Annotated in this window: 17 protein-coding genes; 14 read left to right on the top strand and 3 right to left on the bottom strand. The window is 59.5% G+C overall.

All coding sequences use genetic code 11. From position 1 onward, the window contains the following. Positions 1 to 129 precede the first annotated feature (129 nt). Together ACZ3J7_RS35390 and ACZ3J7_RS35385 are read left to right on the top strand one after the other, a co-directional pair. Positions 130 to 765 carry a hypothetical protein gene (locus ACZ3J7_RS35390; protein ID WP_351645731.1) on the top strand — a complete coding sequence of 212 codons (636 nt, stop codon included), beginning with the start codon at positions 130 to 132 and terminating at the stop codon, positions 763 to 765. 77 nt (positions 766 to 842) lie between these two features. Beyond that, on the top strand, positions 843 to 1,364 hold the full coding sequence (locus tag ACZ3J7_RS35385; protein WP_232508943.1) for a hypothetical protein: 522 nt from the start codon (positions 843 to 845) through the stop codon (positions 1,362 to 1,364). Positions 1,365 to 1,625: 261 nt separating this feature from the next. Here ACZ3J7_RS35385 and ACZ3J7_RS35380 read toward each other — a convergent pair whose 3' ends face one another. After that, positions 1,626 to 2,234, bottom strand: coding sequence for a hypothetical protein (locus ACZ3J7_RS35380; RefSeq protein WP_232508942.1), 609 nt, complete (start codon positions 2,232 to 2,234; stop codon positions 1,626 to 1,628). A 513-nt stretch (positions 2,235 to 2,747) separates the two neighbouring features. Here ACZ3J7_RS35380 and ACZ3J7_RS35375 point away from each other — a divergent pair. The 9 genes from ACZ3J7_RS35375 to ACZ3J7_RS35335 all read left to right on the top strand — a co-directional run bounded on the left by ACZ3J7_RS35375 (position 2,748) and on the right by ACZ3J7_RS35335 (position 14,243). Continuing rightward, positions 2,748 to 3,422 carry a hypothetical protein gene (locus ACZ3J7_RS35375; RefSeq protein ID WP_003942436.1) on the top strand — a complete coding sequence of 225 codons (675 nt, stop codon included), beginning with the start codon at positions 2,748 to 2,750 and terminating at the stop codon, positions 3,420 to 3,422. 696 nt (positions 3,423 to 4,118) lie between these two features. Beyond that, positions 4,119 to 5,084, top strand: coding sequence for a ParA family protein (locus ACZ3J7_RS35370; protein ID WP_003942441.1), 966 nt, complete (start codon positions 4,119 to 4,121; stop codon positions 5,082 to 5,084). A 254-nt stretch (positions 5,085 to 5,338) separates the two neighbouring features. Continuing rightward, positions 5,339 to 5,821: a hypothetical protein gene (locus ACZ3J7_RS35365; RefSeq protein WP_003942444.1), complete on the top strand. Its 483-nt coding sequence runs from the start codon at positions 5,339 to 5,341 to the stop codon at positions 5,819 to 5,821. Between the two features lie 576 nt (positions 5,822 to 6,397). Beyond that, positions 6,398 to 6,634: a hypothetical protein gene (locus ACZ3J7_RS35360; protein WP_003942442.1), complete on the top strand. Its 237-nt coding sequence runs from the start codon at positions 6,398 to 6,400 to the stop codon at positions 6,632 to 6,634. A 357-nt stretch (positions 6,635 to 6,991) separates the two neighbouring features. Continuing rightward, the gene (locus ACZ3J7_RS35355; protein ID WP_003942443.1) at positions 6,992 to 12,145 is read left to right on the top strand and encodes a hypothetical protein; all 5,154 of its coding nucleotides are present in this window, start codon (positions 6,992 to 6,994) and stop codon (positions 12,143 to 12,145) included. Then, positions 12,145 to 12,876 (top strand): hypothetical protein, encoded by a 732-nt coding sequence (locus ACZ3J7_RS35350; RefSeq protein WP_003942446.1) that lies wholly within the window; start codon positions 12,145 to 12,147, stop codon positions 12,874 to 12,876. Before ACZ3J7_RS35355 ends, ACZ3J7_RS35350 begins: the two co-directional genes overlap by 1 nt. A gap of 51 nt (positions 12,877 to 12,927) precedes the next feature. Then, on the top strand, positions 12,928 to 13,515 hold the full coding sequence (locus ACZ3J7_RS35345; protein WP_391622831.1) for a hypothetical protein: 588 nt from the start codon (positions 12,928 to 12,930) through the stop codon (positions 13,513 to 13,515). Positions 13,516 to 13,536: 21 nt separating this feature from the next. Continuing rightward, on the top strand, positions 13,537 to 13,671 hold the full coding sequence (locus ACZ3J7_RS35340) for a hypothetical protein (protein WP_256931494.1): 135 nt from the start codon (positions 13,537 to 13,539) through the stop codon (positions 13,669 to 13,671). Next, positions 13,668 to 14,243, top strand: coding sequence for a hypothetical protein (locus tag ACZ3J7_RS35335; protein WP_003942445.1), 576 nt, complete (start codon positions 13,668 to 13,670; stop codon positions 14,241 to 14,243). The genes ACZ3J7_RS35340 and ACZ3J7_RS35335 overlap by 4 nt, the downstream gene beginning before the upstream one ends. Positions 14,244 to 14,757: 514 nt before the next feature. On the opposite strand, the gene ACZ3J7_RS35330 is transcribed toward ACZ3J7_RS35335, so the two are convergent. Together ACZ3J7_RS35330 and ACZ3J7_RS35325 are read right to left on the bottom strand one after the other, a co-directional pair. Next, positions 14,758 to 15,765, bottom strand: a complete 1,008-nt coding sequence (locus ACZ3J7_RS35330; protein WP_363802813.1) for an IS481 family transposase — start codon at positions 15,763 to 15,765, stop codon at positions 14,758 to 14,760. An 85-nt stretch (positions 15,766 to 15,850) separates the two neighbouring features. After that, positions 15,851 to 18,232, bottom strand: coding sequence for a DUF4365 domain-containing protein (locus ACZ3J7_RS35325; RefSeq protein WP_245220045.1), 2,382 nt, complete (start codon positions 18,230 to 18,232; stop codon positions 15,851 to 15,853). A gap of 379 nt (positions 18,233 to 18,611) precedes the next feature. Between ACZ3J7_RS35325 and ACZ3J7_RS35320 the strand changes: the two genes are divergently transcribed. The 3 genes from ACZ3J7_RS35320 (at position 18,612) to ACZ3J7_RS35310 (ending at position 20,979) form a co-directional block, all read left to right on the top strand. Further along, positions 18,612 to 19,445, top strand: a complete 834-nt coding sequence (locus ACZ3J7_RS35320; protein WP_307807323.1) for a DUF3560 domain-containing protein — start codon at positions 18,612 to 18,614, stop codon at positions 19,443 to 19,445. Then, positions 19,442 to 19,798 (top strand): hypothetical protein, encoded by a 357-nt coding sequence (locus ACZ3J7_RS35315; protein WP_003942448.1) that lies wholly within the window; start codon positions 19,442 to 19,444, stop codon positions 19,796 to 19,798. Before ACZ3J7_RS35320 ends, ACZ3J7_RS35315 begins: the two co-directional genes overlap by 4 nt. Before the next feature lie 209 nt (positions 19,799 to 20,007). After that, positions 20,008 to 20,979 (top strand): DUF4192 domain-containing protein, encoded by a 972-nt coding sequence (locus tag ACZ3J7_RS35310; protein WP_003942433.1) that lies wholly within the window; start codon positions 20,008 to 20,010, stop codon positions 20,977 to 20,979. Positions 20,980 to 21,209: the final 230 nt, after the last annotated feature.

The following is a 21,209-nucleotide window of genomic DNA, read 5'->3' as shown; positions in this document are numbered from 1 at the left end:
AACCGCACGGCCAGGGAAGGGTCTCACCGTCCAAAGGTGGGGCCCTTTTCGCTTTCCCATTTTCTACATATCCACTCGTCACGTGCGAGAGAATTAGGGATGAGCAGACCGAGTGACGACGTTCGCCTGTTGACGATCTCAAACACTGTTTCGGATCGCCTCAAGTCACTCCCCGCAGACTATGAGGCCGCTTCAGCACTGATTGCCTCAGCTGCCTTTCAAGTGGGGTTCACTCGCATAGCTGCGGGACTGGCGCAAGAGATGGCTGGCCCCAAGGGTGACACGTACATCCATGAACGCTTCGCACCCGAGCAATTCGATGTCCTACAACTAGCCCCGATCGATTTTGCCTCGCGCACGGCCCTGACTTGCCTCGATCTTTGCGCAGCTGCTGCGTATCGACTGCGACGAGCAGGGCGGTTCGATCCCCATGGCGAGTCTGACCTGGAACACCTGAGGGAGGCGATCAGGAAGAACGGTGTGCAGCTCCACGAAGGCCAGGAACGGTGGCGCCAGGCCTTAATGGGCGATAACAAGTTCAGACTCCTCAAACTGGTGCGGGACCAGGTCACTCATCGAGCGCTGGAGAGACACACCACTATTGGCGAGGGCCCGCCGAAAACAACAATCACGATCGAGGGCAAGCCATACGACGGGACGGTCGCTACTCTTTTCGCCGACTTCGCGGAGTCCCAGTATCAGGCGTTCACCACCGCAGTCCTCGCCGATTATCCTGATCGTCGGTCCCCTACACAGAACAACTGATTTCGACACTTCAGATCGACAATGCCGCATCGGCAAGGATCGCAATCCAGTCCATGCTGGCAGCTACCCTCCACGCCATGGCAACTCCTTCACCGTTCGGCAACAGCGGTCGCGATCTGTTTGTTGTTCACGTCAATACCGCAGCGACCGACAACGGCGAGCGCCCGGTACGGGAAATTGCGGCAATAGACACAGGCAGCGGGCGATCGTGGGAGATCTCGCTGGCCAGTGGAGGCGCCTTGGTCGACGACGCGGCGGCCCTCCCGCTCGCAACGCTGGCCCGCAGCATTGAGGGACATATCGCGGGCGGCTTCCATCCGGAGGAACACACAGGGCTACTCAGGCACCTGTTCTCACAACTGGATCTGTTCCCAAAATGGCACCAGAACTCTGATACACGGCAGCTGACAGCCGGCGCATTGGGAATCCCACCTACCCATATGCCCACCACTGAACAGACCTGCAATCTATGGGGTGTTTCTGTACGGGCGCGCGGAAGGGCCGTCCAAATGGCTGAAGCGGCGGCAGCGTGCTTTGACGCGCTTGCCTACTTTTCTGCCAGCGACCGACTCCGCATGGTCGATATCCAACTGAATTGAGCCAGCTATGCCAAACCGAATGTCGAGACTGAAACTGCCTGTGGGACTGAACCTGTTCTTGCGGCGGTTGCGCTGGCGCCACGTCGCGTTCCTGTGGCTCGTCGCAGCCCTTCTACTGACTTGGATCAACAGGGAGGTGGAGACAGGGACAGTGACGCATTGGGTACTCGCCGTCCCTGTCGCCTTCTCCCCCGTGCTTGTTCTTTTCCTTTGGGTACTCGCAAACAAGAAGCGCTGAAGGCGCCCTCGTCGCTCCCCTCGTCATATTGCGGGCTCGTCGTCTTTGAAGAAATATCCGGTCAGCGCCGCCGCGATCAGATGCGAGCGGGATTTTGCGCCCAGTTCCGCCACAAGGTGGTCAATCACGTCGAAGTCGGCATGAAATAGTCGGTAAGTTACCTGCGTCTCACTATCGTCACGTGACGTTTTGGCGCGAATGCCGCGGGCTGCGAATAATCCCCCACCGATTCGACCGCCAGGGTAGAGCAGTTCCGGCAGTCGATCATGAGTCTCCTCGATCGCGACGATGAAAATCTGACCGTTCGTCATCCCCGTGCTCGCCCGCATCTCCTCGAGCTTCGCATGGCACCTTGCCGGCACCCGAACACTTGACGACTTCCCTCCCCCATCCAGGTCAGAGGAACGGTCGATTGACTCCCGATCTTGTTGGCTTCCAGCAGGTTCAGTCTCGGCGGGGCGATCCACATGCGCGGGTACTTCCGACCCTTGTTCAATTTCGTCGTTGTCACCCTCGATGTACGCGGAAGCGATGCTCTCGACCGATCGGGCCGCGGCCGAACGGAAGGTCCCGGCAAGTGGTCGGTGCCCGCCAGCCGACTGAGACGGGCCTTGGTTATGCGTGCTACTCACGTCAATCTCCGATACTGAACAGGGAACGAGACACGCTCGCTCAAAACCTAAAGTGATCTTGCTGAGAGTTATACAGCCCTCCCTGGACAGCTCGGGTGCGACGAGACACCTCACCCAAGACCCGCGAATCTTGCACCCAAGTCATATCCACAGCCGTTAGAGAAACCTATCGGATCATTTCGATACGACCAAGACGTAAGCGCCTAATTGCCTACATATGCGGAAGTGGCAAGCTCGATTCCATCACACGACCATATGCATGGCGTCCAACAAGCGTCCCAACCTCACATCAAATCCAATTCGACTGGCACATTATGCGACATTGGGACGCTTCTGGGACGCCTTTGAAAGTGAGTGGCAATGTTTGCGAAGCCGCTTGGCTGGTATGTCGGTATGACTGGCATGCGACCGTTGGAATGCCTTCAAGTTCCAAACAAGGCGATAAGCATGATTTGTCGGGACGCAACTAGTACTACTGATGACACACCACCGGTGTGGTGTCATCATTGTTCTATGACCGTTCCTGGCAGCGAGATGGGCCTCAAGCTCAACTCGGCATGGATCGACGATCTCCGCTGGCACCGCGACCAATACAGGCAGTCTCGATTTCAATGGACGAGCAGCGACGCCCTGTTGGCTGCGACCGAGTTCACTCGCGGACGCCAAAGCTTCACCACCCTGTCTGAACTGCGCGAACTAAGCCAAGCGCGACGTTCAGCCGCCGCATACGCCACAGTGTGCCAACGGGCATTCGGCGAGGCCGCCAGACATGCGCGCAGAGGCCTCGAAACGACCACATCCTGGTCCGCAGTTGCTCGCGAACTGGACACGACTGTGGTCACCTGCTCGGCGAGTTCCCACTTTTCGATCTGGTCGCAGGCGCACGAACGCACAAATCCCCAGGTAGCCCGGGTGCAAAAGATCGTCGACGGGCTCTATTTCTCTAATCCCCTGATCCGCGCGTGGGAGCTCAAGCAGCTCTGGGACCTATATGCGGCTGCCGAGGACATCCTCGAAGACACTTTGGTCGATCTAGCCGTCGAACTCGACGGATTTCGCCGGGCTGACGCCATCGCTCAGGCCGCAGATGTCCGCACCGTCGCCGGCCTCGGACATCGCATCAAGGCACAGCGTGCACAGCGTGGCGCCATCGGCGATCCACGACGAACCCCACATCAGTACAGCTAAACGGCTATTTCACGCACACCTTCACGCAAAGCAAGCCATGTTGAATCACGCAGAGTGAGTAGTGAGTCCGGGGCTCTAGAATTCTGATCACGCACCCGGTCACCCTCGCCTACAAGCAGGCGGATCCGTACGCCAATTGGCAACTGATTCCGCCTGTGGCACAGCATGTAGACCCGCACCACATGCCGTACGAGAACCCTTAGTACCACCCCGCACGCAAGCCCATCCTTCTGCACGCACATCATCCTGCGAGCGGTCACGCAAAACATCACGGATGTACACCCGCACATCAAACCGCTGTGCACTCCGCACCTGATCATGCGGAGTCTCACGCATAGAACCACGTTTCATCTCCCGTATCACCCCAGGCAGTCCAACACGCAGAAGACCACGTTTCTTTACACGCCATTTCATCCGCGTGTGTTCACGCATCATTATCCGCATTTCTTCACGCGTGATTCCCTGCAGCGACTCACGCGTGTTTACATACGTGTTCACATACGTGTTCACATACGTGTTCACCTGCGATTACATCGGCATGCAAACACGCGGCATTACACGCGGCGCCGCTTGCCGACCCACATGCCTGAACACATACGGCCCCACACGCGTGGCATACCGCGAGTTGTCCAGGACCCCTGCTAACTTTCCTTACAGACCACTCGTCAGAAACCAACGTCCATTGGGAGAACCACCATGTCTGTAGATGCCGTTCCAACGACACCCACTCATCAGCAACTGCCTGCCTGCTTCGGATTCTTCAACGGCAAAGGGGGAGTGGGCAAGACCTCACTCTGCGCGAACACCGGAGGCTTACTCGCTGCCGGCGGCTACCGGGTTCTCTTGCTTGACTTCGACCCCCAGGCCAACTTGTGCCGCGACCTAGGGTTTGTGAAGGAGGACGGCGTGCCCTTGTTCTCAGCCCTCTTGAGCGGGTCGGCACCGCCGATCATCCAGAACGTCGGTGGTCGCGAGAATCTCGACATCGTTCCAGGCGGCCCGGCAATGTTCGACCTTGCCGCAGTCATGGTGTCCAGGCAGCAACGCCAGGGAGGCAAACGACTAGGACAGCTTCTACTGGCCATGTTGCTGCAAGTGGCCGCAGACTACGACGTCATTATCTTCGATACCCCTCCGACGGATCTCACGATCATCGAAGCAGTGATGGAAGTAGTCCACGCTGTGGTCATTCCAATCCGCGCAGATGATGCCAGCCTCGACGGCATGGAAACGATCGCCGGCCAGTTCTCGGCAGCACGAGACGGAGATCCGGAACGAAACCTTCCTGCCGTGAACCCCCAGCTCCAACTCGGCGGGATCTGCCTCTTCGGCGTCAGCTCACGCGCAACCAAACTTGACGCAACGATTCGGGAAGCAGTCGAGGAGATGATCGGCGATTCGGCCCCGACTTTCGAATCTCGGATCCGCACGATGGAAACCACCGCCTTCGACGCGCGACGCCAAGGACTTCTGGTGCATGAGCTCGAGGAACGATCGGCCGGGGAAACCGCATCACGGATCGCAGCGCTGAGGAAAGGCACGAAACCAAAGGATCTGATGCTCTCGCGAAACGCCTCTGGCCTGGCCGAGGACTACTCGAACCTCACCCGCGAGATCCTCGTACGGATGTCGACCATCACCGCTGAGAGGGCTTCGGCATGAGTGAAAATAGGGTCCGCAACCGCAAGAGCATTGCCAAGTCTTTCGCCCCGAAGCCCAACCGAGCAGAGGGACTCGCTGGTCTCTTGCCCCCGGCCGGCGGGCTGCAGCCTCGCCGCACTACGAGCCCACAGACACCGGACACGGCTCAACCCCAGATCGACTCCACAGCTCCTCACCCGCCGACTCCCAAACGAGTCACCGACGCCCCTCAACCCGCCGTCTCGGCGCCTGAATCTCCAGTGCGGGTGCAGCCGATGGAACCCGAAGCTGTCACCGTTCCAGTCGCACCACCCCACGCGCCTCCTGTTGTCGTCGAGTCTCCACCCGCAGTCACCGAAGCGCCCCCAGCCCAGATTCTGGAAGAAGGAAATCCGCCGGCTGCAGATACCTCGAAGGTGACTGTCACGGCCTACCTGGATCGCACCACTCGCGACGCCTTGGTGAATCGTGCAGCCGAACGGCGATGCGATCACGCCGATGTTGCCATCGAGGCATTCGACGCAGTAGGCATCGAGCGACTGCGAGCCCTCTTTCAACCCGTCGCGGGCAGATCGTCCTCAGGGATTCCAGTCCATCAAGAGCCGTTCACGGTCAAAGGACCCGTCGAGACCTGGTTCCGCTTCACCACCGCTCAACGTGACTGGCTTGACGAGCAAGTGAAGGTCGTCGGTTCCAAATCGCGCAGCCGATTGCTCGCGGGCGTCTTGTCGTTGCACCTGCGGTCGCCCGCACGATAGTGGGGGACGACCTTCGAGGAGCAAAAAGTAAGCCTCGGAGGTCGTCTCTGCTTCCAGGCCCACATGAACGGCAGTCGAAGGTGGCATCGAATCGCCTGCCTTCGTAGCCTAAAAACAGATCGTAGATCCGGGCGAGCGCAAACGGCCGATTCGTGTCTTTGAAGCCGCTCCCCACCCCACTCCCCACCCCGCTCCCCACCTACGTGGGGAGCGGTTTTTGCCGCCTGAACTGCTGTTTCTTTCCACTCCCCCCACTCCCCACCAACTTCGCAGATAGGTCACACGTAGTAGTGGGAAAGTGCATGCCTCGCTAACCTGACTCCGCTTCGACTCGGCCCGTCCAGGTCTCGCGACATGATGCGCACGAAGATTTGTTGACCCCATCTGTCACACGGCGCGGGGCACGCGGATCTTCCTCTAATCAGAGGCATTCATTGCGAGGGTTGAGGGGATTTCAGACATGAGCAGCGCCGGGCACGACACGCTGACACAACCAGCATCACCGTTTCTGAATCAGAATCGATTTACGCTCATCCCATGGGACGACCAAGTAAAGGCGCGCGCCGGTGCCTCTCCGTGCGCGCACCCCTCAACCAGGCCAAGGTCTACGAACGTCGGGCAGACGAACTCGGGATCGATCTCGGGGACTACTGGGTGCTCGTCATGGCGCGCGCCTCGAACCTCGACATTCCTGATTACATCCTCAAGAAGTTGGATCCGGAGCGACTCCGCATCCACGACGCCCGCTATGCAGTTGATCGAACCCAGGCTGCTCGCGAAGCGACCGACGGCGAACTTTCGGTTCCAGCATGAGTTGGCCCTAGACAGCGAAAAACCCCCACTGCTTTGCCGGCCGGAGGGGGTTCTTCGATTCGATTTCAGTCCCGGGAAGCGACTTGCGAGGTCACTTTCCGAACTTCACTTACTCAAGTCCAGAGGACTTATGGCCATTCTAACCAAATTCCGAGCACACTCGCCATCCTTGGCGACGAGTGTCGCTGAGGCAATCGCATGACGGCGGCTGCATCGAGCGGCGCAGCGACGGGTCCTATGTCGTCGTTCGACCGCGTACGCATCGCGGTCGAGTCCAGTGGTGGGGTCCAACACCGAGGCCCTCACGAGTTGATGGCCTTATGCCCTGTCCACGCGGACCGACATGCGTCCTTGTCAGTGAGCTGGGTCAACGGTCACCGCGGCGGCATGGTGCTTTTGCATTGCCACGGCTGCAACGCCTCTGCTTTGGAAATTGCCGAAGGCCTTGGCCTGACCATGGTCGAGCTGTTCGACGAACCTCTTCCCGAGCGCGATGCACTCACTCGGGTCGGCCGTTCGGCTCAACAACGGAGTGCGGGTCGACGACGTCCTAAAGGCGGGCGGTTGCCGGCTCGAATCGCCGTAGCTGCACCAGACCCCAAGATTGAGCACAGTTGGGTTCGAGTCAGGGTCTACCCATACGTGTCGGCGGACGGCACCGTCGTCCAAGAAGTCATCCGCGAGGAATGCAGTTCCTGTGACGGCGCACGTCACAAGCAGTTCCGGCAGTTGTTTGTCAGTGCCAACGGCACCCGTCTCAAGCGCAAGCCCGACGGTTTTGATTCTGTCCTTTATCAGCTTCCCGCCCTCTTGTCCGCCCTGTCTGAGCGGTCACCGGTCTGGTTGCTCGAAGGCGAGAAGGACGTCGAGACCGCTGAGATATTGGGGTTGGTCGCGACCACCAATGCGCAGGGTGGGCTGAGCTTTCCAGTTACCTCCGCTGAGCTCTTCGAGGGTGCAGAGGTCCGCGTCGTCCTCGATAGAGATGGCGCTGGATGGAAGCGCGGCATAGAACTTGCGTCATTGCTAGGTGGAGTTGGCGCACAGGTTCAGTTGTTGCTCCCTGCGATAGTCACCCCGAAGTCTGATTTCACCGACCACGTCGAGGCTGGGCTGTGGTCGGACGAGGACGAATGGGGTGGGTTTACTCCGGTCCGTCCTGGAGAAGTCGCAGCACATAGCTTCGCTGCTGACGTGGTCGAAAAGCAGGCCCTTGTCGAGGTCGCGCTCGCTGAGGCTGTAGCGCGTATCGATCTAGCTGACACGCAGGTCGAGTCCGATGAAGAGTTGGTGCGCGCTCAGCGCTGGGCTTTGGAGGCTGAGCGCCGTTTTGAGCATCTGAGCGAGCTCGTGGACAAAGTCGTTCAGCAGGCAGCCGAGGAGGGGACCGAGTGGGCTGGCGAAGCCGTCGAGTCCGCGACGATTGCTTGGAATGCGTCTCGGGTGGCGGCGCGAGCTGCTCATGAGGTCGCCGGCGTCGCGATCCCTCCGCTGCTGCAGGATCCGGAGCTCGAACCCGCGCCAGTCACTGAAGCTAACGCGGACGAGGCCACCGCGGCGAACGGTCCGTCTGCGACATCGGTCGTGGTTCGCAATGGCATCCGCGGAACCAATTTCATCGCCCCTGTCTATCGAATCATCGAAGGGAACCTCGTCGAGATCGTCACCAGGAAAGACGGCGATCAGCAGGCAAAGTTGGTGCTGGATATCGATGCTCGCATCGTCGAGATGGAATATCTCGAAGTCACCGACGATGGGGTGGACGTCGACGAGCCTGATTTGATGGGCCGCGAAGCGATGGCCGGTCAGAGTGAAATTAACCCTGCCTCGCCGCAAGAGCTGACTGCGGTGATCATCGGATACACGCATCCGGACAGCCGTGAGTTTCTGCGGGTCCGGATCCCGGCAAAGGAGTATCGGGACTGCGCGTGGGTGGAAACACTGCCAGGCCCTCCTGCTTACGACAGCCGTCCAAGCGGCGTTGCAAAGCTTCGTGATGCACTCAAAGGAGCTGGCGGACGCGAGATTCGACGCGTTGTACGGTATCGATCCACCGGATGGCGACGGGACGCGCAAGGAAAATATTTCTTCGTACACGCCGGCGGTGCTATCGACGAGAACGGCGGACGGGTAGCACCTGTGCTGTTGACCGGCCCATTGAGAATGTTCGACTTACCTGCGCCCAGTTCGGATCCTGCGCGGATCCGGGCCGCGTTTCTTTGCGACTCGGCATCGATGCTCGAACGCACGCCTACCCGGGTCTCGGCAGCACTACTCGGGCATGTATTCAGGTCCGCGCTAGGCCCAAACCCGTGGGTGATGGCACTTGTCGGGTCTCCAGGGAGCTACAAAACCTCGCTTGCCTCGTTGGCGATGCATCACTGGGGCGAGAAATGGGACCGTCGACGTCCTGCTTCATCGATGTCAGGTAACGGTGACACGTTGAATGCACTGCGCATCAAATTGAATGCTTCTAAAGATGCCCTTTATTGGGCCGATGACGTCGCTCCCACGCGTGACTTCGCCACCGCCCAGAAAGCTCTCGAAGAGTTCGCTCGTCTGGTTCACAATGGTGAAGAGCGGTCACGGAGCACCCGGGACGGTCTCGGAATCCTTGACGGGACACCACCCCGCGCTTCTGCCCTGATTACGTCGGAGATCATGCCGAGGCCAGGGTCAGCAGCTCAAAGAATGCTCGTCATCCCTCTCCAGGCGTCAGAGATCGATCTGAATGTTCTGAAAGAATTGGATGGCCCTGAATCCCGCCACGGACGTGCCCTGGTAATGGCCACTTATTTGCAGTGGCTGTGCCCCCGCTTGGATGAAGTTCGTTCCGCCGCTTTTGCAGCAGGCGAACAGTACGCCAATCAGCTGAGAAAGGGCGGCGAAAGCGTACGTCAAGCCGACGCTTTGGGCTCATTGTGGGCCGGCTGGCATGCCATGTCACGCTTCCTTGTCGAATTGGGCGCGTTGACGGAAAACGAAGTCGCACATATGGGAGACCTCGTAGCTGTCGGTCTAACCGATGCCGCGTCCGCGGCGGTCGATCCTGACCTCCCGATGCGACCGGGCGCCCGGGTACGTGAGCTTTTGATACACGCATTGAGGAATGGGCAAGCATACGTCGACGACGTCGAAACTGGTGAGGCGCCAAGTGACTGGTCGTTGGCCAAGCGACTTGGCTGGCGGCGCAGCGTTGTCGGGGAAACATCTGATGGCACCGCTCGGTGGAGAGAGGAGGGTCGAGGAATCCGTCTGGGTTATGTCGTCGCCAACCCACGGCCCTGCGATGGGGAACCGCAGATTCTCATTGATTTGCTGGCCCTTGAGCAGGTCCTCAAATCCGCCGGGCAGATGTTGACCGATTCCTTGCAAATTGATCGGGGCACTGCACTGCGCGCACTATACGACGAAGGTGTGCTGATCGCGGAAGAGCGGAAGGGCCGGATGCCCCGCTACACCGTGCAGCGAATGATCAAGTGCGAGAACCGTCGTCAACGAATGGTCGCACTACGCCTGCACAAGTTGTTCGGCGAATGTTCGGACGATTTTGAGGTGAGAACGGGATCTGACGATCCCCACGGTCCGGTACCGGATAGCAAGCCTGCCGACCTTCCTACAGACATCGATGGACGGGACCTTCACGATTCGCCAGATGAAGCGCGAGCGAATTCGTCCATTACCGGGTTCGCAGTATCTTCGCCAATCCCGTCCAACGAAAAAAAGGGTCTAACCAGCTCTGTCACTGACAAGGAGCCTGAAATGGCGATTGAAACCGATGCAGAGGGATTCTCCGCAGACGGGTTCCAGATCTCACCTACATCTACCTGCGCTCTCTGCCATGGCGACGAAGCTGGCTGGGAGATCGACGGACTCGTGATGCACCTCCCGTGCTGGTGGCAGAGCACCGCTGCTTCTCGGGCGATTGCAGCTGGCACAGCCGAAAATCAGGAAGAAATCGAACCTGCTACCGAACCTTCACCGCTGGTAGCGCTGGCACCGAAGGGCCCTGAGACTCGCCCGAAGGTAGTGAAGACGGCCGGCAAGGAGAAGGCGGCCGCGTTCACTGCGCCGGCTGCAGTACTCGATGTCGACGGTGTATGGCTGCCGGACGGCACTCGCCACGAGCTGGCTACTCCGATCGCGCATGTCGGAGATGTCGCCGAGTTGGTCACGACGCTGAATCTCGGGACGTGGACGTCTGACACGTGGTCTGTGCCTGGTCAGATCTGGATCACCGATGCGATGGCGCAGAAAGTTGGTATTGACACCAGTTCGTTGGGGAAACGCAACAGGAATGATCGACTCAAGGAGCTGTCGGCTGAATCTGCATTTGTGACCGATGCGCTGGCTCAGGGATGGCAGCTTGGCGGGCAGCCGGGGGACCGGCTAGGGACGTGGACTCGTGTGTGGCGAGGCGAGGCACGTGGCGTGTGGGTAGCTCTGATTTCCGGGATGAGTCAGGATCCGAAAGAGATGCCTGTACTTGGTGACTCTCCTACCGCAGCCACGTTGGCAAGGCGGCTTGCGTTGTTGGCCGGGGCGCTCCGATTCCCGTGGGCTGTGAGTCCTGCATCGACCGGGATCGACTTGATGATCGCCGCGCGCCCCAAGGAATGGAAGCGGATCTTCGCGCCGTCCGACTCGGATTTTGCGAAGAAGTTCCAGATCTTTGAAGCCGATATCGATTGGTCGCGAACCCTTTCCGATTCAGAGGCGAAATGCCGCTACGTTCATGCCTTCGATCGCGGCGGTTCCTATGCTGCCGGTATTGCTGGTCTCGAATTGCCGATCGGGGAGCCAGAGCATCACCCGGATGGGATGGTGTTCGATCGCAAGCTTCCGGGATACTGGCTGATCGAAATCCCCGACGCAGCGGACTGGCGTTACCCGAATCCCTTGAATCCGATGGGGCTGTCTGTCTCCGAACCGAAGTGGGTGACCACTCCGACTCTCGAACGCGCTGCCCAACTCGGTTACGAGCCGGAGATCTTGGAAGCATTCGTCTGGCGAGATCACGGGCGCGTTCTGGTGCCGTGGTACGAACGCATTCGCGATGCGCGAACCGCCTTGGATATCGAGGGTGACACCGATGCACTGTTGGCGCGTGAGCAGAACAAAGTGATTTACACGCACACCATTGGCATGCTCAATTCCGACATGCATTTGGCCGGGCGACCCGGTTACTCGCCCGAGCGGCACCACCATATTGTCGCTAAATCTCGCGCGAACATCATGTATAGGATCGCGAAGATCGGCGAGGACAGCGGAGTGTGGCCTGTAGCGGTCACCAAGGACACCGTCCTGTACGTCTCCGACGAGCGCGATCCACAATTGGCGTGGCCTGGAGATCAGAAGCAGTTCGGGCGGGGGTTCGGGAACTACAAGCCGGAAGGATCGGCGCTGTTGTCCGACCACCTGCAGTATTTGGACGGCAAAGGTTATCGGGGGAAGTCGGAGCTGATTGCTCCGAACGAGTGGGCAGCTAGTGCGGAGGGGAGTGATTCCTGATGGCACGCAACCCACTCAGTAGGGCGTCGTATTCGCGCATCGCAGACAGTCTTTCCGACTTCGGGTCTGTCGTGGCCGGCCGAATCAATATCTCGCGAGCAGCCAAAGAGCTTCGTGTCACTCAGACTGCCATCCGGGAAGTCTTGCGGGGGGAACGAGGAAAACTTCAGGGGGAGTTCTTCGGGAAGTTGACCGGCCGGCAAGGGGCCGACATTTCCGGACAGCCAAATGCGTCGAACCTGAAGGCTCAGCTGCTGGCCGCTTACGGACCGGGAAAGCGCAGCGAAATCAACACCGCTGCAGCGGCACGTGATTTGGGTGTCTCCAAACGAACAGTCGAGCGTTGGCTGGCTCCCGAGGGCCGACAGCGAATTGCGAAGCCACGCACCGAAACCTTGAATGCATTGGCCCGCAAAGCGAAACAGTCCGCGTCCACTCGAACCTCACGTAAAGAAGCGATGTCGAGCGTACGCAGCAGCGCACGAGGAAAAGCACTGTCGAACTTCGGCGGGAAGATCAAGATCGACGCGGTACAGGGGCCCGGCACCCGGGAGTATGCGCGGGACCGAATGATCACCTTGGCCCTGACACCCGACCAGGTTGAATCCATGTGGAGCGCCTACGAAAATGGGGGCGACAAGGGAATGATCAATTGGATGAACAGCCGAGCCCAAGACTATGTCGGCGGCTGGGAGTTCTACCAAATCAATAGCTTCGACGTGGAACGGTAAGCGGCGATGACTTCTCGGCGAGGGCCGCGGTGGACACGCAAGCGACTCGAAATGATGCTCCGGACCTGTTATGGCGAGACCGAGCGCGGGGGAGTGGACGTCGCGGTCGTCGCCGAGGCTTGCGGGGTTTCAACGCGCACCGTGCGACGGTGGCTTTCTGGCACCAACCGCCAGCTTGCGGCGATCCCTTCTCCTCGGTTGGCGCAGTTGCGTCTGCCGGCGCCGGATTCGGAGCTGCGCAGCCAGCAACAAGCCGATTACGCCCGCGACGCCATAACTTCGATCGCATTACCAAAAGGTCGAGGAGTTCTGCCAGCGTGGCGTGATCGTGGATGGCTCGATTCGCACGTGGTTGCGATCGTGGACCTCGCGGGCAAGCCGTGGAGGCAGGTTGTCATTAGTAACGGTTCAGCGCGGTCGATGAAGGAGTTCCGCCGTAGAGGCTCGATCGTTGACCTCACGACGCTGCCTACTCGTTTCCATGGTGTCGTGCTGGCCCACGAGGTCATACAGGAAGTGGAGCCATGGCGTGTTCACCCCCGACCTCAAATCCTGGCTCAGGGCCGAACGCAGGTCTGGTCCGATGACGCGCCGGCTGTCGACCTCTCGGTGTTAGCTGTGGCGAGAGAACTGAAATGAACGGCAGATAAGGACATGAACATGAATCCCACCAACAGTGCAATCGAAGCTCGCGTCAGCGCTGTGCTGTCCGAGTTCTTGATCGATGACCAGGCAGGGGCGTCGCCGGCCGGCGCGACTGATGTGTCGTGGCCGGCGGAGAGCCTTCCGTCGTGATCGAATCCGTAGGCCCACAGCCTTGGCAACGCGTCAAAGATCCACAACCCCTGCCGACGGCGTCGAAGCCGGCGCTCCTGGCGGGGCACTTGCGCGACCTCGATGACGAAGCGCTCGGCCGGTTGATCCGCGATCACCTCGTACCGCTCGACTCCGAACGCGGATATCGGGTGCGGTGGAACAGTTTCTGGGCGACCTTGGGTTTCGACCCAGTTCTACGAAACCGTGCCACCTCTATCATCAATGGGTTTCTCGACCTGGCCGAGTCTGCGCTCGCAGCAGATGATCAGGATGCCAACCAGTCCAAACGGACCGGGAAATTCTTCGACCGATGCGAAGGTGCGTTGGACCGCATTCTCAACCGCGCCGACGAACCACTGGCTTGGGCCGGCGCCGCTGCGGCATCGTTCAATCCGGCCGCAAGGATCGTGATCGACAAGCTGATCTCAGCCATCGATCAGCACCGCCGCGATGGTGACAATGAAACCCTCTGGGCGACACTAGATCACATCAAAACTGGGGATCTAGGAACGTCCGCACCGCGGCTCCGTCGCTCTCAATATCGAGAGTGACGGAGCCCCATCAGTCTGAAGAAACTCGATCCCTCGACCACTTTCGCTAAATTGCTGGTGAAATCACTCAGGATTCCGTTTTGCGTCGTACGCAGCGATTGCTCGTCGCACTCCCGCAGAGAAGTTTCCGCGGAGCATGCCAACCACTTTGTCAGTGCCATCATCAGGTGGCGACGAATTGATCGTGCTCGCCACCATCCGCGCAACCAGGGTTCCTTCGTTTGCCAACAGCCGACGCAGCAGATTTGCGCGGTCTATGTCGCCATCGACTGGCTTTTCACGGGCTATCTGACGCGCTATCACTGCGCGCACCCACGGGTCCGTGTCCCGCGACATCGCAACAAGGACGTCAAATCTGTTCGCAGATTTCTTTCCTGACACTACTTCGACTGCCGCTGCACGCTGGTATACGTTGCCGCGCATAAGGTCCCACAGTTCCTCATCCGAGATCGCGTCAGGTCGAACAGCCGCCAATGCAGCTGCCGCGGAACCTCGCACGTCCTCATCACTGAAACTAGGTGTAGGAGGAACGGACGTTGGTGACGCGGTGCCGGCGGTAAGCGGCGGGCGGTCGTCCTCCGCGTGCTGAATGCGGTCGGTGGTAATTGTAGTGAACATTCCAGACTTCGACGGCGATGCGTCGTTGCTGCTCGCTGCTGTATTCGCGGGAGTAGAGAAGTTCTTCGGCGAGGATGCGGTTGTACCGTTCGACTTTCCCGTTGTGTTTCGGGGTGTACGGCTTGATGCGGTAGTGCCGAGCTTCGCGGAGTGAAACGGTGAAATCTGCTGCCCGATAGCATGATCCGTTGTCGGTGATCACGCGCTCGATACGGGTGATGCCGTGTGCGGCGAAGAAGACGCGGGCGTTGTTCATGAAATCGATGGCTGTTGCGGCGGTTTCGTTGTCGCGTGCCTCGGTGTACGCCAGGCGGGTGTTCCCGTCGATCGCGGAATGCAAATAGGTGTACCCGACCCGGGCTTGCTTGTTCTTCGTTTTCCGACGCTGCGATCGTTTGGCCTGCTCGGAGCCGCGGCCGTGGGCACGCCACCCGCCGCCGTCGGGGATCTTCCCGACTTTCTTGATGTCGACGTGGACCATCTGGCCGGGTCGTTTTGCAACGATGACCTGCGGTTTTCGGTTGGTTTCGCCGTTCGGGTCGATGAACCGGCGGCGGTGCAATCCGAGGTTCCGCAGGATTTTCGTGACGGTCCGGCGAGCAATGACCGTTCCATCCATTCGGAGTTCGAACGTGATGCGTGAGGCGGACCATTTCCGGGTTCGTCGCATCGACTCGATGTCGGCCACGACCTCCGCGGCTGTGGCGGTGGGTTGGTGTTTCGGTGCGCTGGAGCGGTCCTGTAGTCCCAGGTCACCATATTTGCGGTGACGGTTGACCCACGTGGAGGCGCATTGTCGTGAGATACCCATTTCGGCGGCGACGTGGGCGATCGGACGACTCTGGCAGCGCTCGATCAGGCGTCGTCTTCCCTCCACGGTGAGTGGAGCATTACGGTGTGTCACAGGGCTGGTCCTTCTTGGTCGAGAACGGTTGTGTCGCAACTCCCATTCTTACGCCGAGGACCAGCCCGTCTACTTCAATCCCTCGTCAGCAACGTCCATACCCACAACAACTAGGCCCCTCTGAGGGAAGGGCGACCATCAAGTCATGGAGCGGACCTGCAATAACATCGACCACCTCTGGAGGAATCTTTTTCCCCAGAATTGCGATCCTCGCTAGCACTCCCTGGCGGTCAGAGACGAAAGGCAGTTCCGTCGTCAATAGGTCGGAGATCGAATCCCACGAAGCGAGCTGGGGATACCAGACATTCAGTGTGACCAGATCGGATGCAAAGTCCTTCACTCCCATGGCGAACGAGCCGCTTTTGAGGTCGGAGATCCGCTGGGTGGTCGCGGAGGACAGCTTCTCAATAACGCCCTTCGCTATGTCGTCATCTAGGTCTCGTACATCTCCAAAAGCACTGAGAGCGGACAAGTTCCCTTCTTCAATTCGCTTCTGAATCGTTTCCCGATGGGCGGAATCGTGCTTGGCGAGGATTCGATCGAACGCTTCTTTGAGTGCCGGGCCGTCCTTGCTGCGCACGGCAACCGCCGTTCTGTCGTCGCTGGTCCATTCACTTATTGGCACGTTCTCCACGACGCGTGCCCAATCGTACGAGGAGCCGATATCCCCTTGCTGTGGAGATTCTTTGATGTGTTCGATCACCTCACGCAGGACCGGCGCTGAAATCACGGAAACAAGATTCGACAAAACCTTCAGCAGTGCATGCTCCAGTGAGAAGGTCGGCTGCAGCCGAGTTGCCAAGTCGCCAGTATCATTCAACCTCGCCAGTATCCAGCGTGCATGCGTGTCTGCCCAGTCTGTTTCAAGGACATCGGAGGCAGACGAAATCGTTTGCAGGTCAGCGTGTAGCGAAGTTCGAGTCCCGAGTTCAAGTCGCACTACGCCCGCTGCAGCGCGGACCGCGGTTGCGGGCCCCACCCTTAGTAAATGCCGCACAGTGTCCTCGATCAGCTTGTGTTCACCTGCGTGCCTCAGCGCAGCCAGCGATTTAGCGATCTCCTCAGCTGAGCTGTCGTTCATGAGCGTGTACTGGGCCAAGAGTGTGTGCGATCTTCGCCAGGATGAATGATCCGCAGCGATCCCGGCAAGCAGCGTCGCCGACCGGAGCCTCAAGCTGGTCGGATCCAGTTCTGGGCCCTCGGAATTACCCACCCATACTTGGAACTGGTCGGTGAACTGAATCTCCAGGCCGTCCGCTACCTCCTGCCGACTCCACCACGACGCGAGGGTGTCACGGCCCTTGATCACTTCCTCAACACCGATAACTTCCTTGCTGTCCGTCGACCATGGGTTGAGTCTGAAGATGAGATCAGTGCCCGATCCTGTGATTGCCATAGCGGTTGGGTCATCTACCGCTACATTTCGAATTTTTTGGACGTCGACGGCACAGAGACGTGCATTTGCGAGATCGCCGAGCTCGGCTAGACAACGGCCTCTGTGCAGGAGGAGCCACGCCCGATCGACGTCGCTGTAATCGCTATGGGTCAGAGCGCCGTCTACGACGTCCAATCCGCCTTGTGGGTTTCCGTCTTCGACGGAAAGAGCACAGGCGAACACTGCGGCTGCAGCCCGTTCCGATGGCGCCTTGGCGTCCTTGACCAGTTTTTCGAGCGCGTCAATGTTGGCGTCACCGCCCAGAATGTCGTGCGCTGCAGCATAAAATCGCCACCCCCACGTGGTCGAGCTTCGGCATTCCGCGAGGTCCGGTGCCGGATCCTTAGTACTTTTGGCCAGCGCGTCAACCGCCGTGCGCGGTGTCAGGTGCCTCAGCCGCATTTTGATCAACAATGCGATGGCTTCGTGGGGTTCCAGTTTCGTCACTGGCGAGTTCGGGTGGGGGGCCACCAGGCGCGGCGTCAACATCGCATAGCGGTAACGATCAGTCGACAACACATCTGCACTACCCCACGCAGTCCCTTCCCATTGTGAGTGGATTCGGCCTTTGGTCGCGATTTCCAGGAGGTCTCCTATGTGGTGTTTGTCGACAGTTGAATCAACGCGGACCAGAATCTTGGCACCTTTGCCGGTACTTTTAACTGAATCCTGTGTCACATGAACCCAATACGATTTTTCGGTGGACTCCTCATGCAGGAACAGGATGAACGGCACAGAGTATTCGAGCCAATACTTCAAATGCTCACTGTTGGTATCACGGAACCACCATCCAACAAGTTTTCCGTCCGCATCGAATTCCGGATAATCGAACCACGTGTCCCCGTTCTTCACCTGACCAGCGATGAGTGCACCAGAATCAATGCCTGTTGCCGTCCGCGGCTGCAGAAAGACATCTGTACCGACTTCGCCGGCAGGGTTGGGGGCTACGTGCCAATTCAATTTCGTGAACTGGTAGCCGATGGCTAATTCCCCAATGTTTCCGGTTTGGACGGTACTACTGGCTTTTATCATTGTTTCGCCTCATCTGCCGCGTTCCCTGATGGTTCCTGTCTATAGACAATCACAACCTGCGTGTATGTCCCCGGCACCGGGTGCGGCGGGGACATACACGCAGGTGAATGCATGTTTTTGTCGGATATCGAGGGTAGGTTTGGAGGTGTCCAATTGCTGACGGGCGGACTGACTACCTGCCCCACTGTTAGGTCGGAGATTCGAAGTGACGTTGACGATTTCGCACACTGCCGCGGATGGAACGCTAATTGACGGGACCTCTCGCGGTGATGGTTCCGGAGATGTATTGGCGGCGCACGGGTGGAGGTGGTTTCGCAGTATCGGTTTCTGGGGGATCCGGAGCAGTAGGGATCGGGCTCCGAAGGTTCGCCTGATTGAGTTGACTGCAGAGGCGTTGCGCGCGAGTGGTTTCGATGTCGAGATTGATATCGACTCGACAGCGCGGCCGACGGCCGAGGTCGAGGCCGATCGCATTGATCGTCAAACTGCTCGGGTGGAAGCGCTCGCGCTGAAGGCGGGGCGCCGGTCAGAACAGGCGGAGTCGGCTTGGGAGGCAGAGCAGCGCGCGGCTGCCCAGCTTCCTCCTGGGGGTGAGCCGATCAAGGTCGGGCACCATTCGGAGGGGCGGCATCGGCGAGCGCTCAAGAAAGTCCATCAGCGCCTGGGACAGGCTGTGGCAGCCGAGGGGAATGCGGAGGAAGCACGTAGGCGCGCGGAGGCGACAGCGGTGACCACAGCGGCTCGCTACAGCCCGGTGACCGTGAAGAATCGGATCGACAAAATGCACGCAGAGCAGCGCGCGGACCAACGCGAGCTCGACGGTCACGAGCGGACGCTCTTCGTGGTGCGTGGCGTGAAGCTGATCGAGAAATTTCCTCCGGCCGAGGGCACCTACCGTCAGGCGTTGATTACCCGTATCGCCGAGCGGGCCGACCAGATCACCTATTGGGAAGGAATCCGCGCCCAGCAGATCGCGTCAGGTCAGGCCAACAATTTCGGGCCGGACACGATCGCGAAAGGAGATCTGGTCAGGTGCTCGGGTGTCTGGTATTCGGTGGTTCGGGTCAATAAGAAATCTGTCACTGTTCCGGCGAGGATTGGCGGCGATTGGACGGACACTATTCCGTATCACAAACTTGCTGGACACAGGCAGGCGAAGGAAGCCGAAACAGCTTCGGCCAGTTCATCTTCCATCAAGGAGGTTCGGTCGTGAACAGTCTCCGGGACGAGATTCACAGCGGAGAGTTTCGGCAGTCGCGCCACTATCCGGTTGCACGTTCCGTGGAACGTGTTGCTGCCCAAACATTTATGCGACTCCACCCCGAGACCGAGTGGCCACCGGTTAACGGCCACTTCGCGGACGTGTACCGCCTCGCCAGCTGGCGTCTGCTCACACCGCTCGAGACTGTCGCCGCTCTCGATTACGAAACTCTGACGGCGAGCTCGTGGGACGCTCTGCCGGACGATCAGCGCGAAGCCTGGTTCGAGCATGTGCGCGGCACCAATTCTCGTCTGTCACGCACCCGGATCGGCAGATTCACAGCCGAGGTGATCACTGCCCCTTAGCAGCTAAGACTACGGGAGGCCGGCGCTTTGCGTCGCCTCCTGTGTCTATGTCCCCGGCACCGGGTGTGCCGGGGACATAGACACAGGTCAAAGTGCCTTTTTGTCGTAGGCGTGGGGTAGCTTTCAAGTGTTCGTCAGTCCAATCCATCGGGTGAATCTGACCAGTTCGCCCACCGACCCAAAGGGGTTCCGTAATGCCAGCTTTCCGAATGACCAGCCCGTCCGATGTTGTCGCCGGTGCCGTGGCTATGGGTGGCCATCTTCCCGAGGACGAGTTGGTCATCATCACCCTCGATGTGCACCCGTGCAGGGTCGCCATGCTCCCCCTCCTCAATCTGCTCCCTGGCGTGTCGGAGGGAATTCTGAGTTCCTTGCGTGTGACACCAGCTCTGGAAGAGTGCCAATCGATGCTTGTGGTTGTCTTTGGCACGCTCGAACGGGGCAATGACGTAGCCGAAGCGCTCGAAACATTTCGGCCCGATTCAGTTCCGCCTGTGTTCGTTTTCACCGATGGTCTGGTACGTCAATGGACGGGCGCGGGATCACTTGCCGCACAGTCGGGTACACCTGTCGATCTTGCAGCACACCCACTGATCACCGAAGCGTTGTTCGAGGGCACAACGATTCTCAAGACCCGCAGCGAGATCCGAGCAGGGTTTACCGCCGCGCAGCACGGCCCGGAACGCGCTGCCGCGGCCTCACGGGCCTTCGGCGCCAAGCGCATCGTTCTACGCGCCATGGAGCCACAGCGAGCGGCCGATCGGGTATTCGATCTGGCACTTTCGCACTACCTGGACGGCACGTCACAGCACGGCATTACCGTTACCGATGAGCACGCAGCCGTTATTGCTGCTGCCATGCATGACGTGACGGTGCGCGATCTGTTGTTCGCACACATCGACGAAAACAATGCCGATGCAGCCGCCGAGGTAATGCGGCAGGTCGGCGCACTTTTACCCGAGGATTTGGCCGGTCCGCTCATGGTGTTCGCCGGAGTCTTCAACTGGGTCAATCGCCGCTCTGCGCTGGCACGTGAAGCACTGACGAGTGGCCGCCGACTCGACCCGTCCCACAGCTTCGGGAAAATGTTCGAGCAGGTTCTCGACAACGGTCTGCACCCCGCGATCTGGGAACAATTGCGGACTGCGGCAGTTCTGGCACATCAAACCCAGGCGCAGTAGATAACGAATCGGTGGCGCAATGCATTTCGTGACTGCGCCACCGATTTTCTTGCCCTGCGCCAATGGAGCCGAGCGACGATTCTCGTTTCGCCGCGATTTTCTAAATTGCGTTTTAGCGCAACGAAATACCCGCAACCCCGGCCGCGCAGCGGCGGGAATTTCCGTTACAGGGCGGCTTGCCGCCCGTGCGTCCGGGACCCGGGCGTAGCCCGGGTTACCCCTCCCGACGG

Source organism: Kitasatospora sp. NPDC015121 (assembly GCF_055562955.1).
The sequence above is the reverse complement of the archived record's forward strand: the minus strand, read 5'-3'. Positions and strand labels throughout refer to the sequence as shown.

What these genes read in the sequence shown, in the direction of transcription:
- ACZ3J7_RS35375 (WP_003942436.1), top strand. Translation starts at nt 2,748, where the DNA reads ATGACCGTTCCTGGCAGCGAGATGGGCCTCAAGCTCAACTCGGCATGG.
- ACZ3J7_RS35345 (WP_391622831.1), top strand. Translation starts at nt 12,928, where the DNA reads ATGATGCTCCGGACCTGTTATGGCGAGACCGAGCGCGGGGGAGTGGAC.
- ACZ3J7_RS35325 (WP_245220045.1), bottom strand. Translation starts at nt 18,232, where the DNA reads ATGATAAAAGCCAGTAGTACCGTCCAAACCGGAAACATTGGGGAATTA.
- ACZ3J7_RS35340 (WP_256931494.1), top strand. Translation starts at nt 13,537, where the DNA reads ATGAATCCCACCAACAGTGCAATCGAAGCTCGCGTCAGCGCTGTGCTG.
- ACZ3J7_RS35370 (WP_003942441.1), top strand. Translation starts at nt 4,119, where the DNA reads ATGTCTGTAGATGCCGTTCCAACGACACCCACTCATCAGCAACTGCCT.
- ACZ3J7_RS35365 (WP_003942444.1), top strand. Translation starts at nt 5,339, where the DNA reads ATGGAACCCGAAGCTGTCACCGTTCCAGTCGCACCACCCCACGCGCCT.
- ACZ3J7_RS35350 (WP_003942446.1), top strand. Translation starts at nt 12,145, where the DNA reads ATGGCACGCAACCCACTCAGTAGGGCGTCGTATTCGCGCATCGCAGAC.
- ACZ3J7_RS35310 (WP_003942433.1), top strand. Translation starts at nt 20,008, where the DNA reads ATGACCAGCCCGTCCGATGTTGTCGCCGGTGCCGTGGCTATGGGTGGC.
- ACZ3J7_RS35385 (WP_232508943.1), top strand. Translation starts at nt 843, where the DNA reads ATGGCAACTCCTTCACCGTTCGGCAACAGCGGTCGCGATCTGTTTGTT.